Below are 15,473 nucleotides of genomic sequence, written 5' to 3'. Positions count from 1 at the left end.
CCACTCTTCACGAGGAGCCGAATGCACATACACTGAGCGCGCCTCGGTTACGGGGGTGGCCTGTGAAGCTGCAGGTCAGAGGCGGGCCGCGCACAGTGGATGGTTACCCATGTTCTATTACGTTCTCAAGTATGTACTGCTGGGGCCCTTGTTGAGGCTGGTGTTCCGGCCGCGTATCGAGGGCATAGAGCACATCCCCGACGAGGGTGCGGCGATCGTCGCGGGGAATCATCTCTCCTTCTCCGACCACTTCCTGATGCCCGCGATGCTGCACCGGCGCATCACCTTCCTCGCGAAGGCGGAGTACTTCACGGGGCCCGGGCTCAAGGGCCGGCTGACCGCGGCGTTCTTCCACAGCATCGGGCAGATCCCCGTCGACAGGTCCGGCAAGGGCGCGGGCCGGGCCGCGATCGACGAGGGGCTCGGCGTGCTGCGCAAGGACGAGCTGCTCGGCATCTATCCGGAGGGCACCCGCTCGCACGACGGGCGGCTCTACAAGGGCCGGGTCGGCGTGGCCGCGATGGCACTGAAGGCGGGGGTGCCCGTCATCCCGTGCGCGATGGTCGGCACCTTCGAACTCCAGCCGCCCGGGCGGAAGTTGCCCCGCTTCGGCCGGGTGGTGATCCGTTTCGGGAAGCCGCTGGACTTCTCCCGGCACACCGGCATGGACGAGGAGCGGGCCGTGCTGCGTGCCGTCACCGACGAGATCATGCACGAGATCCTGACGCTGTCGGACCAGGAGTACGTGGACATGTACGCGCCCGACGCCAAGGCGCTCCAGGCCGAGCAGGCCGAACGCGCCCAGCGCGCGGTCGGCGACGGGGAGGCGGCCGGGGACCCGTCCGGCGGTGACAAGGCTGTGGGCGGCGCGCCGGAGCAGAGCAAGGACTCCGACCCGGACGCCGGTGCCGGCGGACGCTGAACAGCCGTGATGGCGCCGGGCGTTGAGCCCTCACTGCGCTGACACGTTCCTGTCGCGCGGCCCGTCGGGCAAGCCGCTCCGCCGCGGGCGAAACCCCGGTGCGCGGGGTGGGCGGCGCCCGTAACGTGCGGGTATGGCTGATGGATCACGTGCGTTAGTACTCGGCGCCACCGGACAGATCGGGCGGGCCGCCGTACGGGCGCTCTGCGAGGACGGCTGGCACGTACAGGCGGCGTCGCGCGGCGGCGGGCGGGACGAGGAGTGGCCCGGGGAGGTCCGTTCCCTCGCGGTGGACCGTGACGAGGAGGGGGCGCTGGCCGGGGCCGTCGGTGACGGCTGCGATCTGCTGCTGGACTGTACGGCGTTGACGCCGGGTCACGGGCAGCAGGTGACGGCCCTCGCGGGCCGTGTCGGCTCGGCCGTGGTGATCTCCAGCGGTGCGGTGTACGAGGACGACAAGGGCCGCAGCTTCGCCACGCAGGGCGAGCCCGACGGGTTTCCGCACTACCCGGTGCCGATGGACGAGTCGCAGCGCACCGTCGCTCCGGGCGAGGGTGACTACGGCGCGCGCAAGGCCGCGCTGGAGGAGGAGCTGCTCGGCGCGGGCGAGCGGCTGCCGGTGACGGTGCTGCGGGCGGCGGCCGTGTACGGACCGCACTGCCGTACTCCGCGCGAACTGCACTTCGTGAAGCGGTGGTTGGACGGCCGCCGGGTGCGGGTGCTGGCGTACGGGGGCGGCAGCCGGTTCCATCCGGTGCATGTGACGAACGTGGCGGAGCTGGTCCGGCTGGCCGGCCGCCGGCCGGGTTCGCGGGTGCTGAACGCGGCGGACCCGGAGGCGCCGACGGTGGCGCGCATCGCGTCGGCGATGGACCAGGCGCTGGACTGGACGTGCGAGACGGTGCCGTTGGAGGGGCCGCCGCCAGCGGAGCAGCCGATGCTGGGCGTGACGCCGTGGTCGCTGCCGCATCCGCTGGTGCTCGATATGACGGCCGCGGAGCGGGAGTTGGGCTACCGGCCGCTGACGACGTACGAGGAGGCGCTGCCTGAGACGGCACAGTGGCTCGCGGACCGGCTGCGCGGCCGGGACTGGCGCACGGCGTTCCCCGAGATGGCCGCCGCCTACGACCCGATGGGCGACTTCTTCGACTACGCGGCCGAGGACCGCTGGCTGGACGAACGGGAGACGCGGTGAGCGCGCAGCTGCGAGGCATGGCGAAGGAGACCGAGGCGGCCGTGGCCGACGGCGGCTACACCGCGCCGGACGGGCGGACCGTACGTCTCGCGGAGCAGGTGGCGCGGGCCCGGGCGGGCACGCGGATGTACGGCCCGGATCCCATACAGGACCCGACGCCCCGTCAGGAGACCGGCCGCACACCTGAGTTCGAGGTGACCGGCGAGGGCAGCCTCGACGCGGCGCGGCGGCTCACCGCCGAGGTGCCCGGGGAGACGGTGGGGGTGCTCAACTTCGCCTCGGCCCGCAATCCGGGCGGCGGCTATCTCAACGGGGCGCAGGCGCAGGAGGAGGCGCTGTGCCGCGGTTCCGCCCTGTACACGTGTCTGCGGGAGGTGCCGGAGTTCTACGCGGCGCACCGCGCGGACCCGAGCCCGTTCTACAGCCACCGTGTCATCCACTCCCCCGCCGTGCCGGTGTTCCGCGACGACCGGGGGCAGCTGCTGGACGAGCCGTACACGGTGGACTTTCTGACGTCGCCCGCGCCCAACGCCGGTGTGATCGCCCGCCGTTCGCCGGAGGAGACCGGAAGGATCGGCGGTGTGCTGCGGGAGCGCGCGGAGCGGGTGACCGAGGTGGCGGCGGCCGCGGGCTGCCGTCATCTGGTGCTGGGTGCCTGGGGGTGCGGGGTGTTCCGGAACGATCCGGGCGAGGTGGCGCGGGCGTTCGCCCGTGCGGTGCGCGACGGGCCGTGGGCTTCGTCGTTCGGGCGGGTGGTGTTCGCGGTGCTGGACCGGCGCGATCCGTCGCCGGTACGGGCCGCGTTCTCGGAGGTGTTCGCCCCGGCGGCGTGAAAGCGCTCCGGCGTGCGCGGTGGGGGCGGCCGCATGCCGGCCGCCCCCACCGCGCGGTGAACTCGGGTGTTATGGCGTGGACTTGCCGGCCTGGGTCTCCTGCCCTGCGGGGCCGGTGAGGGTCTCGGCGAGGTCCGAGACGGCGTTGGTCGCCGACGAGGCGGGGAGCGCCTGCGGCTTGGGCGTGGCGTGCGGCGCGCAGGTCACGTCCTTGGCGTCGACGCTGCCCTTGAGGAGGTAGGCGTCGACGCGCTGGTTGATGCAGTCGTTCTTGACGTTGGTGATGCCGTGCGAGCCCGCGTCGCGTTCGGTGATGAGGCGGGAGCCCTTGAAGCGCTTGTGCAGTTCGACGCCGCCCTCGTAGGGGGTGGCGGCGTCACGCTCGGCCTGGGCGATGAGCACGGGCGGCAGGCCCTTGCCGGTGCCGACCTCGACGGGCCGCTGCTGCTTCTCGGGCCAGGTGGCGCACGGCAGGTTCATCCAGGCGTTGGACCAGGTCAGGAACGGGTGGTCCTCGTGCAGCCGGGTGTTGTCCCGGTTCCACTTCTGCCAACTGGTGGGCCACTTGGCGTCGTTGCACTCGACGGCCGTGTAGACGGCGTTGCCGTTCTCGGAGGCCTTGTTGCCCGCGGTGTCGGACATGTCGGGGCCCGCGGCGTCGACGAGGGCCTTCTCGTCACCCTTGTGGTAGGCGGACCAGACGGCGGCGACCTGCGCCCACATCTCGTCGTAGTAGGGGGCGTTCTGGAAGAAGCCGGTGAGTTCGGCGGGGCCGACGACGCCGCCGATGGGCTCCTTCTTGGCGGTGGCGCGGAGCTTCTCCCACTGCTGCTGGACCTCGGCGGGGGTGTCGCCGAGACCGTACGCGTCGTCGTGCTTGGCGACCCACTTCTTCCAGTCGCTCCAGCGGGTCTCGAAGGCCACGTCCTGGTCGAGGTTCGCCTGGTACCAGATCTTCTCGCGCGAGGGGTTGACCACGCTGTCGACGACCATTCGGCGCACGTGCCCGGGGAAGAGCGTGCCGTAGACGGCGCCGAGGTACGTACCGTAAGAGACGCCAAGGTAGTTGAGCTTCTTGTCGCCCAGGGCCGCGCGGATGACGTCGAGGTCGCGCGCGGTGTTCGGGGTCGTCATGTGCGGCAGGAGGGAGCCGGTGCGCTCCTTGCAGCCGTCCGCGTACTCCTTGGCGAGCTTGCGCTGGCCGAGCTTGTCGGCCTCGTCGTCGGGCACCGGGTCGGCCTTGGGTGCCTTCACGAACTCCTGCGGGTCCTGGCAGGAGATGGGCGCGGACTTGCCGACGCCGCGCGGGTCGAAGCCGACGAAGTCGTACGCCTTGGCGGTCTTCGTCCACAGCGGGTTCTTGCTGGTCACCCGGGACGGGAAGCGCAGTCCCGAACCGCCGGGGCCGCCGGGGTTGTAGACGAGGGAGCCCTGCCGCTCGTCCTTGCCGCCGGTGCTCTTGGCGCGGTCCACGGCCAGCTTGACGGTCTTGCCGTGCGGTTTGGCGTAGTCGACGGGGACGGTGACGAATCCGCACTGGACGGGGGCCTTCACGCCCCAGTCGGCGGGACATTCCTTCCAGTCGACGCCCTGCTTGGCGGCGCGTGCTGCGGCGGCGGCGACGCCCGCGGCCTCGGCGCCGCCGGTGTTGGTGCCCGAGGTTCTGTTCTGGCCGGCCGGGGCGCTGTCGGCGAAGGCGGGCGGGACGGATATGACGCCCGCCATGAGGGCTCCGGCCGCGAGGGCCGCGGCCGTCCCGGCCGCTGTCTTCCGCTTGTTCACGGTATCCCCCTGAGAGGTGGCGCCGCTCGTGGCGGCACGGACCGGTGGCCACCCGTCTCGTGATGGGTGATCACTTGGACTGTCAGGGGGATCCTGTCGTCTTACTCCGCGTCAGGGACAGACCGTACTGATGTTCTTTACCAACTCGTGAATAGGTCGGTCCCCGCGAAGGGACCGGCATTGTCGAGCAGTTGGCGCAGCTGCAGCGCGTCGGGGGCGACGGCGGTGACGAGGGCCGCGGGTCCGGCCAGCGGCGTGACCGCGGCGGTGGGCCCCAGCAGGCGTGCTTCCGGGGGCTGTTCGGCGAAGGCCGGGTCGACGATGAGGAGCTGGCCCACCGCGCGGTGTCCGGCGAGGACGGCGGGGCCGTTCCAGCCGGGGGTGCCGGGCCCGTACGCGAGTTCCTGGTCGAGGAGGGGGCGTCCGCCGCGGTGCACGGTGAGCCGGGTGCGGAGCCGTCCCGGGGCCTCGCCGGTACGGCCGAGGACCTGCTCGTCGCGGAGCACGAGCCGCGCGGTGGGGGCGAGTTCGGCCCGTACGGTCTGGCGCAGGTCACTGCCGGCGGCGGAGATGACGGGCTCGGGCAGCCAGTGGGCCTCGGCGTGCTCGCCGACGGCGATCCGGGTGTCGTACGTGGCCGCCGAGGCGCTGTCACGGGCGCCGGGCAGCGCGATGGTGGCGGCGGTGCCGTCGACACGCAGCCGCGCCCCCTCCTCGACGCGGGCCTCGATGGCGAGCCGGTCACCGTTGAGCGGCGCGCTCATGGCGCCGACGAGGGTGACACGGGCCCCGGGCCCGGAGGCGCGGGTGCGGCGCAGCGCGAACGGGCCCTCGCCGCTGAGCAGGGGCAGCCGGGTCCCGCCGCGGCCGTCGGACACTGCGGTGACGCGCGCGGTGGCACGTACCCCGGAGGGCGGGACCGCCGCGTCGGGGGCCTCTCGTACGGGGAGAGTCGGCGCGGTCATGCGGCGGCGGGGGTCTTGGCGGCCCAGTCGGCGAGCTTGCCGCGCACCCAGTCCGCGACGGGGCCGACGCCCTCTTCGCTGCGCAACGACTGGAAGGCGACGGGCAGTTCGGCACGCTGCGCGGCAGCGTCGCGGGCCATCGCGTCGAGGTCGGAGCCGACGTACGGGGCGAGGTCGGTCTTGTTGACGACGAGCAGGTCGGCGGTGGTGACGCCGGGGCCGCCCTTGCGGGGGATGTCGTCGCCGCCGGCGACGTCGATGACGAAGATCTGCTCGTCGACGAGACCCTTGGAGAAGGTCGCCGTCAGGTTGTCCCCGCCGGACTCGACCAGGATCAGGTCGAGCGGCCCTGTCGCCTCCTCCAGGTCCTCGACGGCTTCGAGGTTGGCGGAGATGTCGTCGCGGATGGCGGTGTGCGGGCAGGCGCCGGTCTCCACGGCCGCGATCCGCTCGGGCGGCAGCACGGCCTCGCGCAGCAGGTAGGCGGCGTCCTCGCGGGTGTAGATGTCGTTGGTGACGACGGCGAGGGAGTAGGTGTCGCGCAGGGCGCGGCACAGCGCGGCGACGGTGGCGGTCTTGCCGGTTCCGACGGGGCCGCCGAGGCCGACGCGCAGCGCGCGGCGGGTGCCGTCGGCGCGTACGGGCTCCGTGCTGTGGGTGTGCCGGTGCGGGAAGCCGTCGGCGTGGTCCAGGTGCATGGGGTCCTCCGGATGCTGCGAGGTGGGGCGGTGAGGCGTCAGGACGCGAAGAGGCGTACGGGCCAGGTCGCGTGGGCCTCGGCGGTGAGGTCGAGAAGCGGGGCGGAGGCGGCGGGCAAGTCGTCGGTGCTGCCGGTGTGCGCGGCGGCGGCCGCCTGGCGTGCCACGTCGTCGAGTTCGGGGGTGAGGCGGGCGAGAACGGCGGTGGCGTCGAAGGGATCGAGGGAGAGCAGCCGTACGGCGGCGGTGGCGGGCCCTGAGACGTTCTCGTACGCGGCGGCGTGTGCGGCGTCGAGCGGTTCGAGCCCTGCGGCACACGCGGCGAGGCCGAGGACGACGGGCTGGTGGGCGCCGCGCGGGCGGGCGGCGGCGAGCGCGTCGAGCTCCGGGGAGGGCCAGGTGGCGCGGGCGGCGCGCATCATCTGGCGGCCGAGCTTGCGGGCGGTGCGGCGCAGCGCGGGCGAGGGGGTGCGGGCGTCGGCGGCGTCGTCCAGTACGAGGGCGTCATGCGTGCCGGTGCAGGCGGCTGCGGCGAGGGCCGCGGCGGTGAGGCCCGCGGTGTGCAGCCGGCCGCGGCAGAAGTCGGCGAGGGTGGCCGCGTCGGTGATGCGGCCGGCGGCGACGGCGGCTTCGGCGCCGCCGGAGTGTGCGTGTCCTCCGGCGGGGAAGCGGCCGTCGGCGAGCACGAGCAGTGCGGCTCGGGTCATGGGGTCCTCGCGCTCGGGCTGGTGGATGGAGGGTCCCGGGGCCGGCTGGAGGGGGTAAGGGGGCCGGCCCCGGGGGTCTGTCGGAACGGGTCTGTCAGAACAGGAAGTAGCGCTGTGCCATGGGCAGTTCGGGCGCCGGGGCGGGCCGGACGGTTTCGCCGTCGATGGTGACAGTGAAGGTGTCGGGCTCGACCTTGACGTCCGGCATGGCGTCGTTCTGCCGCATGTCCCGCTTGGTGACGGCGCGGGTGTCGCGGATGGCGGCGAACTCCTTGCCGAGGCCGAGGCGTTCGGGCAGTCCGTCCTCCAGCGCCGCCCCGGTCACGAAGTTCAGCGAGTTGCGGCCCGGCGCGCTGCCGGTCGCGCCGAACATCGGGCGGGGCAGGACGGGTTGGGGCGTGGGGATGGAGGCGTTGGCGTCGCCGATCTGCGCGTAGGCGATCTGTCCGCCCTTGATGACGGTCTGCGGCTTGACGCCGAAGAACGCCGGGTCCCACAGCACGAGGTCGGCGAGCTTGCCGGGCTCGACGGAGCCGATCTCGTGGTCCATGCCCTGCGCGACGGCCGGGTTGATCGTGTACTTGGCGACGTAGCGGCGGGCCCGGAGGTTGTCGGCGCGGCTGTCGCCCTTCAGGAATCCGGACCGCTGCTTGTTCACGTGCGCGGTCTGCCAGGTGCGCATCACGACCTCGCCGATGCGGCCCATGGCCTGCGCGTCGGAGGAGAGGATGGAGATGGCGCCCAGGTCGTGCAGCACGTCCTCGGCGGCGATCGTCGAGGGCCGGATGCGGGACTCGGCGAAGGCCAGGTCCTCGGGCACGGCGGGGTTGAGGTGGTGGCAGACCATCAGCATGTCGAGGTGTTCCTCGATGGTGTTGACGGTGTGCGGCCGTGTCGGGTTGGTCGAGGAGGGCAGCACGTTCGGCTGGCCGACGACGGTGATGATGTCGGGCGCGTGCCCGCCGCCGGCACCCTCGGTGTGGTACGCGTGGATGCCGCGTCCCGCGATGGCGGCGAGGGTGTCGCCGACGAACCCGGCCTCGTTCAACGTGTCGGTGTGGATGGCCAGTTGGGCGCCGGTCTCGTCGCACACGCTGAGCGCGGCGTCGATGACGGCGGGGGTCGCGCCCCAGTCTTCGTGGATCTTGAAGCCTACCGCTCCGCCGCGCAGCTGGCTGTGCATGGCCTCGCGGGACATGGTGTTGCCCTTGCCCAGCAAGCCGATGTTGACGGGCAGTTGGTCCATCCCGGCGAGGGTGCGCGCCATGTGCCAGGGGCCGGGGGTGACGGTGGTGGCCTTGGAGCCCTCGGCCGGGCCCGTACCGCCGCCGACGAGGGTGGTGACGCCGGACGCCAGGGCCTCGTCGACCAGTTGGGGGCAGATGAAGTGCACGTGCGTGTCGACGCCGCCGGCGGTGAGGATCTTGCCGTTGCCGGCGATGATCTCGGTCTCCGGGCCGATGACGAGGTCCGGGTGGACGCCGTCCATGGTGTCGGGGTTGCCGGCCTTGCCGAGCGCGGCGACGCGCCCGTCGCGGATGCCGACGTCCGCCTTCACGATGCCCCAGTGGTCGAGGACGAGGGCGCCGGTGACAACGGTGTCCGGCGCGCCTTCGGCGCGGGTGGTGCGGGCCTGGCCCATGGACTCGCGGATGACCTTGCCGCCGCCGAACACGGCCTCGTCACCGGCGCGTCCGGGTCCGCCGGAGCGGTCCTCCTCGATCTCCACGACGAGGTCGGTGTCGGCGAGCCGCACGCGGTCGCCGGCGGTGGGGCCGAACAGGTCGGCGTACGCGGCACGGGACAGCTCAGTCATCGAGGGCTCCTGCGGTTTCGCCGCGGAATCCGGCGACGATGCGCTTGCCGCGGAAGGGGATGAGGGTGACATCGACGGGGATGCCGGGCTCGAAGCGCACCGCGGTTCCGGCGGCGACGGCCAGCCGCTTTCCGTAGGCCGCGGCGCGGTCGAAGTCGAGGCCCGGGTTGGCCTCGGCGAAGTGGTAGTGGGAGCCGACCTGAACGGGGCGGTCGGCGGCATTGAGCACGGTGAGCCGGATGGTCTCGGCGCCTTCGTTGAGGCGTACGGGATCGTCGGCGAAGAGGATCTCTCCGGGGATCATGAGGGGGCTCCTGGGGACGGCGGGCGTGTCAGGCGATGGGCTCGTGCACGGTGACGAGCTTGGTGCCGTCCGGGAAGGTGGCCTCCACCTGCACGTCGTGGATCATCTCGGGGATGCCGTCCATCACCTCGTCCCGGGTGAGGACGGTACGGCCGGACTCCATGAGCTCGGCGACGCTGCGGCCGTCGCGGGCTCCTTCGAGGACGTGCGAAGTGATCAGGGCGATCGCCTCGGGATGGTTCAGTGCCACGCCGCGCTCCCGGCGTTTCGCCGCCACATCCGCTGCGACGTGAATGAGCAGGCGTTCCTGCTCATGCGGTGTCAGTTGCATGGTCTCCCACTTCACGGTCGTCGCGCCGGGGCGGGGACGCCCGGTCGGTTACGGCGACGCACACGCGAAGTAGGTGTATCACACACGAGATTCGACCACGCCGCCCAGGGGTCCAGGACACTAGTTCCGCACCGTTTCACCGGCGTTACACGCCGTGGGGGCAGCCGTTTCCAGCGCGTTACCGCGCCTTCGGCGCCCTCATGTTCACCAGGGACCGCAGCCCGTCACGGAATACATCCGTGCTCATGCCGCCGAACAGCGCCTGCTGCACGAAGTAGCCCTGCACCGTGCCGATCAGCACACGCGCGAGCGCGTCGGGGTCGGCGCTCTCCTCGACCCAGCCCTGCTCCTGGTAGGCGCGCACGAGCGTCACCCACTGCTCGCGCAGCCCGTCGTACCCTTCCGAAAGGGCGCTCGCCAGCTGCGGGTTGCGCAGCGTCTCGCCCCACACCTGGAGCAGCAGCTGCGGCACCTCGCGCTCGTCGCCGCCCTCCCCCAGCGACGAACGCAGCTGCCGGATCACCGAGTCGAAGAGCTCGTCCGGCAGCGGAGGCGGGGCGGCCGCGACAGCCGCGGCGTACGACTCCCGGATCGTCCGCAGCACTTCGGCCGCGATGGCCGCGACGATCTCCTCCTTGCCGCGGAAGTACCGGTACACGGCCCCGGCCGAGAGGTCGGCCTCACGCAGGATGTCCTGCATCGACGTGGCGTGGAATCCGTTGCGGGTGAAGCAGCGGCGGGCGCCGTCGAGGATCTGCCGGCGGCGGGCATCGAGGTGCTCCTGGGATACGCGGGCCATGGCCACAACGTAAAACGAATATTCATTCTTGACAAGGAACGGGGTGCGCGGGACCGTGGCGGCACGGCAAAACGAACGATCCTTCTCTCAGAATCGAGGGGCCGTCATGTCCGCTTCGCCCGCTCCTTCCGCCGCTTCCCCGGGCTCCGCCGCGCCTCCCGCCGATGCGTCAGCGCCCGCCTCGGGCGGCCCGTCCGTCGCGCGTCGTACGGTCGCCGTCATGGTGCTCGTGCCGGTGATCGCCGCGCTGGCCCTGTGGGCCTTCGCCTGGCCCGCGGCCCGTACGGCGCCGCACGATCTGCCGGTCGGCGTCGCGGGACCGCCCGCCGCCGCGGCGCAGGCGGAACGGCAACTGGAGCGCCACGAGGCGGCGTTCGAGGTGCACCGGTACGCGGACGAGGCGGCGGCGCGCGACGCCATCCGCGAACGCGAGGTGTACGGCGCGGTCGTCGTCACCCCGCAGGGCCCCCGCACGCTCACCGCGAGCGCGGCGGGCCCGGTCGTCGCCCAACTGCTGCGGCAGGCCGGGGAGTCCGGCGGAGCCGGGGCAGGCGCCGCGTCCCGTACCGACGACGTGGTCGCGGCGCCCGAGGGTGACCCGCGCGGCGCCGCGCTCAGCGCGAGCGTGCTGCCCCTCGTCCTGAGCGGCGTGGCCGCCGGCTCCCTGGTGGTTCTCCTCCGGCTGCGCGGCAGCCCCGCGGTGTTCGCCCTGCTGGGTGCGGCGGCGCTGACCGGCGTGGTCGCGACCGCCCTCGCCGGCAGCTGGCTCGGCGTGCTGACCGGCAACTGGTGGGCGCAGGCAGGTTCCATCGCCCTCACCTCACTGGCCGTCAGCGCGACCGTGGCGGGCCTCGGCTCCGTGATCGGCCGGGCCGGCCTGGGTATCGGCGCCATGCTGGCGGTCCTGCTCGGCAACCCCTTCTCGGGGGTCGCCTCCGCGCCCGAACTGCTGCCGCAGCCCGTCGGGTTGCTCGGCCAGTGGATGCCGCCGGGCGCGGGCGGCACGCTCCTGCGGTCCGTGGCCTACTTCGACGGCCGCGCCGTGGACACCCCCGTGCTGGTCCTCACCATCTGGGCGGTCGCCGGCCTCCTCCTGGTCACCATTGGCGGCCTCCGCCGCGACCGCGCCGCGGCAACGCCGACCCCCGACTCCCAGCACCGGCACCGCGCTCCGGTGGGCGCGACCTGACCCGCTCCCCCACGACCGGCCGTACGCCGACTGCTGTAGCGGACAGCCGGCGTACGGCCTCTTCCTGCTGAGGGGTCCTGCCCGCGCGCCGGTTTCAGGCGCCCAGTTGGGCCGCCAGGTCGTTCAAGTCCTCCGCGTGCAGGTCGAAGTGGTCCGCGGTGGTGGGTGGGTCGCCGACGGGGCGGGGGACGTAGGCGGTGCGGAGGCCGAGGGATTGCGCTCCGCGCAGGTCCCAGGCGTGGGCCGCGACCATCAGGAGGCGCTCCGGCGGCCGTCCGGAGACGGCGAGGGCCAGCTCGTAGACCGCCGGGTCCGGCTTGTAGGTGCGGGCGTCCTCGGCGGAGAGCGCCTGGTGCCAGCGGAGTCCGGCGTAAGCGTTGAGTTCGAGCAGTGCCGTACGGCTCGCGTTGGAGAGTCCGATGAGCGGGAAACGTTCGGCGAGCCGGGCGAGCCCCGCCACGGTGTCGGGCCACGGCGGCAGCCGGCGGCCGGAGAGGGCCAGCGCCGCGACCGCGTCGGGGTCGTTCATCTTGGCGGTGTCGGCGACGAGTTGGGCGGCTTCCCGGTCGAGGACGCCGCTGGTGGCGTAGGACCGGTCGCCGTCGAGGACGCGGCGCTGCTCGCGTTCGATGTGCTGCTGCCAGACCGACAGGAGCTGCTCGGTCGCGGGACCGTCGAGCGACGGGTCGAGTGCGCTGATTCCGGCGCGGATTCCGGCGGGTTCGTCGACGAGCGTGCCGAGTACGTCGAAGACGAGGGCATCGATCTGCGGCTCTGGCATGGACGGGTCTCCTGGACGCGGCAGGGGCGTGAGAGTGGCCCTCACCCGAACGCGCCGGGGAGCCACGGTGATTCCCCACGTGTGCTCCGGAGCCGGGGGTCGGGCATGCGTGTCGGGCCGCTCATTCCGTGGGTATCCAGGGGTTATCCGGTGGGAGCAACTGGGTGTCCGTTATGCGCTCTTGACGGTTCGTTGGGGTGCCGCGATCCTCATGTCCGCGTCAGCAATGGCGCACGCTCCGCACCACCCCCCACGCAGGAACGGAGCCCCACGTGGCACGCAGGAACCGGAACAGACGGCGTACCCTCATAGCGGCCTCCGCGAGCGCACTGCTCGCGGCGGGGCTGCTCGGTACGGCCGGGGCGCAGGCCGCCGAGGAGAGCCCGGCGGCGGCGCCGGACATACCCGTGGCGAACGTCCAGCAGCATCTGAAGGAACTGCAGGCGGTGTCCGACGCGAACGGCGGCAACCGGGCGCACGGACAGCCCGGTTACAAGGCCTCCGTCGACTATCTGAAGAAGAAGCTGGACGCGGCCGGATACACCACGAAGGTCCAGGAGTTCCAGCACGGCGGCAAGACCGGCTACAACCTGGTCGCCGACTGGAAGGGCGGCAGCGGCAAGGCCGTGATGGCGGGGGCGCATCTCGACTCCGTCGAGGACGGCGCCGGCATCAACGACAACGGCTCCGGGTCCGCCGGGGTGTTGGAAGTGGCTCTCGCGGTGGCCGACGCGAAGCTGAAGCCGGCGAAGCCGCTGCGGTTCGCCTGGTGGGGTGCCGAGGAGGAGGGGCTGGTCGGCTCGAAGCACTATGTCGACAAGCTCTCGCAGGCGGACCGGGACGCCATCGGCTCCTATCTGAACTTCGACATGATCGCGTCGCCGAACGCCGGCTACTTCGTCTACAACGACAATGCCGCGCTGCAGGGCGTGTTCAAGGACTGGTTCGCGGCGAAGAAGGTGCAGACCGAGACCTCGCCGGAGGTCAACGGGCGCAGCGACCACGCCTCCTTCAAGAACGCGGGCATCACGGTCGGCGGCACGTTCACGGGTGCCGGCGAGACCAAGACGGCCGCCCAGGCGAAGAAGTGGGGCGGCACGGCGGGCGAGCCGTACGACAGCTGCTACCACTCGAAGTGCGACGACAGCTCGAACCTCGACGAGAAGGCGCTCGACCTGAACACCGACGCCATCGCGCACGCGATCTGGAAGCTCAGCTCGTAACGCACCACCCGGAACCCGGGCTCAGCTCCTGAGCCCGGACCCGATCCCGGGCTCAACTCCCCTGGCCCGGCCGCCGATCCCCGGTGGCCGGGCCGTTGTGCTGCGCGGCGATACCGAAGCGCTGACGTTCGCCCGCAGCGGACGGCGGACCGCCGACGCTGGACACGGTGCTGATCACCTCGTCCTCCGGCTGCGACTCGCCCTGCTCAAGTCGCTCCAGGTCAGGTGCTGTTACGAGGGCGACAATGGGCTTCCCATGACGGGTCAGGACCACGCGTTCGCCGCCGTAGACGACGCGGTTGATCAACTCGGCCAGGTCGGCTCGCGCTTGCGTCACAGGAATCTCGTACGCCATAGTCCGACATCCTAACGTCATGTACGTCCTGTACATTTTTGGCGTTTCCCGGAAGGAGAATCCGCGTGACTCTGCCTCAGCCGACAGCCCGCTATGTGCTTCCGGAGTTCAACGAGCGCACCAGCAACGGCATCCGCACGATGGATCCGTACTCGAAGCTCTTCGCGGAACGGATCATCTTCCTCGGCACGCAGATCGACGACATCGCGGCCAGCGACGTGATGGCACAGCTCATCCAGCTGGAGCACGCCAATCCGGACCAGCACATCTCGATCTACATCAACTCCCCCGGCGGCTCCTTCACTTCGATGACCGCCATCTACGACACGATGCGGTTCGTCACCTGCGAGATCGAGACCATCTGTCTGGGCCAGGCCGCCTCCGCCGCCTCCCTGCTGCTCGCCGCCGGCACACCCGGCCGGCGCATGGCGCTGCCCGGTGCGCGCATCCTCATCCACCAGCCGGCCCTCGCCGAGCCCATTCAGGGACAGGCGACGGATCTGGAGATCACGGCCAACGAAATGCTGCGCACCCGCGACCTGATGGAGGAGCTGTACGTGCGGCACACCGGACAGACCCAGGAGCAGGTCCGCAGGGACCTGGAACGGGACACGTTCTTCAGCGCCGAGGAGGCGCTCAACTACGGGCTGATCGACCGGCTCACCGCGAGCCGCAAACTGCCGGGCGCCGTGAGCTCGATGGGCTGAACGCGCCGTGCAGCCGCCCGAACTCCCGCCGCTGCCGGCGCTGACGCGCGCGGAGGGCGAGGTCGTCGACCGCTATCTGGAAGTGCTGGATCTGCTGGGCCGCATCAACCCGGCGCGCGGCAGGGACACTTACAGCGGGTTGCGGGCCGCACAGGCCCTGGTGCGCAGTGCCGCGGCGCTGCGGGACGCGCTGACGCTGATGCACGAGAGGGGCGAGAGCGAGGTGCACGACCGCACGCTGGCGGAGGCGCTGCGTGTGCTGGGCGGGGAGCGCCGTTCCCGGCTCGTGGCGCTGCCCCCGCCCGTACGGGAATGAGCCGCGGACGGGAGTGAAGCGGGCCGGTGCGGCTACTCGGAGGAGATGACCGCCCGTAACGACACGCCTCTGGAGAATGTCCGCAACGAGACGCCGCTGGAGAAGGACGACCGCAACTTCGCGGAGCTGCTGCAGGAGTTGCGGGTCATCCAGACCGGCGTCCAGATCCTCTTCGCGTTCCTGCTGACCCTGGCCTTCACTCCGCGTTTCCCCGATCTGGACACGGTGCAGCGCGGTACGTACGTCTCCACGCTGCTGCTCGCCGTGCTCTCGGCGGTGGTGTTCACCGCTCCGGCGGCGCTGCACAGGGGGCTGTTCCGGCGCGGGGTGAAGCGGCGCATCGTGGAGGTGTCGTCGCGGCTGGCCGGTATCGGACTGGGCGTGCTGGCACTGTCGTTGACCGGTGCGGTGCTGCTGGTGACGGATGTGGTGCTGGGGCGCGGCGCGGGCCTGTGCGTGGCCGCGGGCGCGCTGGTGGTGTGTGTGCTGCTGTGGGCCGGGATGCCGTGGCTGATCCGGCGGCGGACCGCCCGGTGAGGCTCTGAGCGGT

18 protein-coding genes are annotated in these 15,473 nt (G+C 71.9%); 8 read left to right on the top strand and 10 right to left on the bottom strand.

The window, feature by feature from the left end:
* The first annotated feature begins 109 nt into the window (after positions 1 to 109).
* The 3 genes from AC3AGO_RS33575 (at position 110) to AC3AGO_RS33565 (ending at position 2,950) form a co-directional block, all read left to right on the top strand.
* Positions 110 to 922 (top strand): lysophospholipid acyltransferase family protein, encoded by an 813-nt coding sequence (locus tag AC3AGO_RS33575; RefSeq protein WP_487824060.1) that lies wholly within the window; start codon positions 110 to 112, stop codon positions 920 to 922.
* 133 nt (positions 923 to 1,055) lie between these two features.
* Positions 1,056 to 2,117 (top strand): NAD-dependent epimerase/dehydratase family protein, encoded by a 1,062-nt coding sequence (locus AC3AGO_RS33570; protein ID WP_487824059.1) that lies wholly within the window; start codon positions 1,056 to 1,058, stop codon positions 2,115 to 2,117.
* Positions 2,114 to 2,950, top strand: coding sequence for a TIGR02452 family protein (locus AC3AGO_RS33565; RefSeq protein ID WP_487824058.1), 837 nt, complete (start codon positions 2,114 to 2,116; stop codon positions 2,948 to 2,950). Before AC3AGO_RS33570 ends, AC3AGO_RS33565 begins: the two co-directional genes overlap by 4 nt.
* Positions 2,951 to 3,019: 69 nt before the next feature.
* Here AC3AGO_RS33565 and AC3AGO_RS33560 read toward each other — a convergent pair whose 3' ends face one another.
* The 8 genes from AC3AGO_RS33560 to AC3AGO_RS33525 form a co-directional block, all read right to left on the bottom strand.
* Positions 3,020 to 4,675, bottom strand: coding sequence for an alpha/beta hydrolase (locus tag AC3AGO_RS33560; RefSeq protein WP_487824907.1), 1,656 nt, complete (start codon positions 4,673 to 4,675; stop codon positions 3,020 to 3,022).
* 194 nt (positions 4,676 to 4,869) lie between these two features.
* Entirely contained in the window at positions 4,870 to 5,697 is an 828-nt protein-coding gene (locus AC3AGO_RS33555; protein WP_487824057.1) for an urease accessory protein UreD, read from the bottom strand.
* Positions 5,694 to 6,395 (bottom strand): urease accessory protein UreG, encoded by a 702-nt coding sequence (gene ureG / locus AC3AGO_RS33550; RefSeq protein WP_487824056.1) that lies wholly within the window; start codon positions 6,393 to 6,395, stop codon positions 5,694 to 5,696. Before ureG ends, AC3AGO_RS33555 begins: the two co-directional genes overlap by 4 nt.
* A 38-nt stretch (positions 6,396 to 6,433) precedes the next feature.
* Positions 6,434 to 7,102: an urease accessory protein UreF gene (locus tag AC3AGO_RS33545; protein WP_487824055.1), complete on the bottom strand. Its 669-nt coding sequence runs from the start codon at positions 7,100 to 7,102 to the stop codon at positions 6,434 to 6,436.
* Positions 7,103 to 7,196: 94 nt separating this feature from the next.
* On the bottom strand, positions 7,197 to 8,918 hold the full coding sequence (locus tag AC3AGO_RS33540) for an urease subunit alpha (protein WP_487824054.1): 1,722 nt from the start codon (positions 8,916 to 8,918) through the stop codon (positions 7,197 to 7,199).
* Entirely contained in the window at positions 8,911 to 9,222 is a 312-nt protein-coding gene (locus AC3AGO_RS33535; RefSeq protein ID WP_487824053.1) for an urease subunit beta, read from the bottom strand. Before AC3AGO_RS33535 ends, AC3AGO_RS33540 begins: the two co-directional genes overlap by 8 nt.
* A 28-nt stretch (positions 9,223 to 9,250) precedes the next feature.
* A complete protein-coding gene (locus tag AC3AGO_RS33530; RefSeq protein WP_487824052.1) occupies positions 9,251 to 9,553 on the bottom strand; it encodes an urease subunit gamma in 303 nt (100 codons plus the stop codon).
* A gap of 178 nt (positions 9,554 to 9,731) precedes the next feature.
* The gene (locus AC3AGO_RS33525; protein ID WP_487824051.1) at positions 9,732 to 10,352 is read right to left on the bottom strand and encodes a TetR/AcrR family transcriptional regulator; all 621 of its coding nucleotides are present in this window, start codon (positions 10,350 to 10,352) and stop codon (positions 9,732 to 9,734) included.
* A 220-nt stretch (positions 10,353 to 10,572) separates the two neighbouring features.
* Here AC3AGO_RS33525 and AC3AGO_RS33520 point away from each other — a divergent pair, with 220 nt between their 5' ends.
* On the top strand, positions 10,573 to 11,541 hold the full coding sequence (locus AC3AGO_RS33520; RefSeq protein WP_487824050.1) for an ABC transporter permease: 969 nt from the start codon (positions 10,573 to 10,575) through the stop codon (positions 11,539 to 11,541).
* 94 nt (positions 11,542 to 11,635) lie between these two features.
* Here AC3AGO_RS33520 and AC3AGO_RS33515 read toward each other — a convergent pair whose 3' ends face one another.
* The gene (locus AC3AGO_RS33515; protein WP_487824049.1) at positions 11,636 to 12,322 is read right to left on the bottom strand and encodes a haloacid dehalogenase type II; all 687 of its coding nucleotides are present in this window, start codon (positions 12,320 to 12,322) and stop codon (positions 11,636 to 11,638) included.
* Positions 12,323 to 12,594: 272 nt separating this feature from the next.
* Between AC3AGO_RS33515 and AC3AGO_RS33510 the strand changes: the two genes are divergently transcribed.
* Positions 12,595 to 13,545 (top strand): M28 family metallopeptidase, encoded by a 951-nt coding sequence (locus AC3AGO_RS33510; RefSeq protein WP_487824048.1) that lies wholly within the window; start codon positions 12,595 to 12,597, stop codon positions 13,543 to 13,545.
* 52 nt (positions 13,546 to 13,597) lie between these two features.
* Here AC3AGO_RS33510 and AC3AGO_RS33505 read toward each other — a convergent pair whose 3' ends face one another.
* Positions 13,598 to 13,900: a type II toxin-antitoxin system Phd/YefM family antitoxin gene (locus tag AC3AGO_RS33505; protein ID WP_487824047.1), complete on the bottom strand. Its 303-nt coding sequence runs from the start codon at positions 13,898 to 13,900 to the stop codon at positions 13,598 to 13,600.
* Positions 13,901 to 13,971: 71 nt separating this feature from the next.
* On the opposite strand from AC3AGO_RS33505, the gene AC3AGO_RS33500 reads away from it, so the two are divergent.
* From AC3AGO_RS33500 to AC3AGO_RS33490, 3 genes are read left to right on the top strand one after another with little or no spacing between them, the layout of a single operon-like run.
* Positions 13,972 to 14,607 carry an ATP-dependent Clp protease proteolytic subunit gene (locus tag AC3AGO_RS33500; RefSeq protein WP_487824906.1) on the top strand — a complete coding sequence of 212 codons (636 nt, stop codon included), beginning with the start codon at positions 13,972 to 13,974 and terminating at the stop codon, positions 14,605 to 14,607.
* 7 nt (positions 14,608 to 14,614) lie between these two features.
* Positions 14,615 to 14,923, top strand: coding sequence for a hypothetical protein (locus AC3AGO_RS33495; RefSeq protein WP_487824046.1), 309 nt, complete (start codon positions 14,615 to 14,617; stop codon positions 14,921 to 14,923).
* A gap of 45 nt (positions 14,924 to 14,968) precedes the next feature.
* Positions 14,969 to 15,460: a DUF6328 family protein gene (locus AC3AGO_RS33490; protein WP_487824045.1), complete on the top strand. Its 492-nt coding sequence runs from the start codon at positions 14,969 to 14,971 to the stop codon at positions 15,458 to 15,460.
* The last annotated feature ends 13 nt before the right edge of the window (positions 15,461 to 15,473 follow it).

It is taken from the genome of Streptomyces sp. BL1, assembly GCF_057628045.1.
The sequence above is the reverse complement of the archived record's forward strand: the minus strand, read 5'-3'. Positions and strand labels throughout refer to the sequence as shown.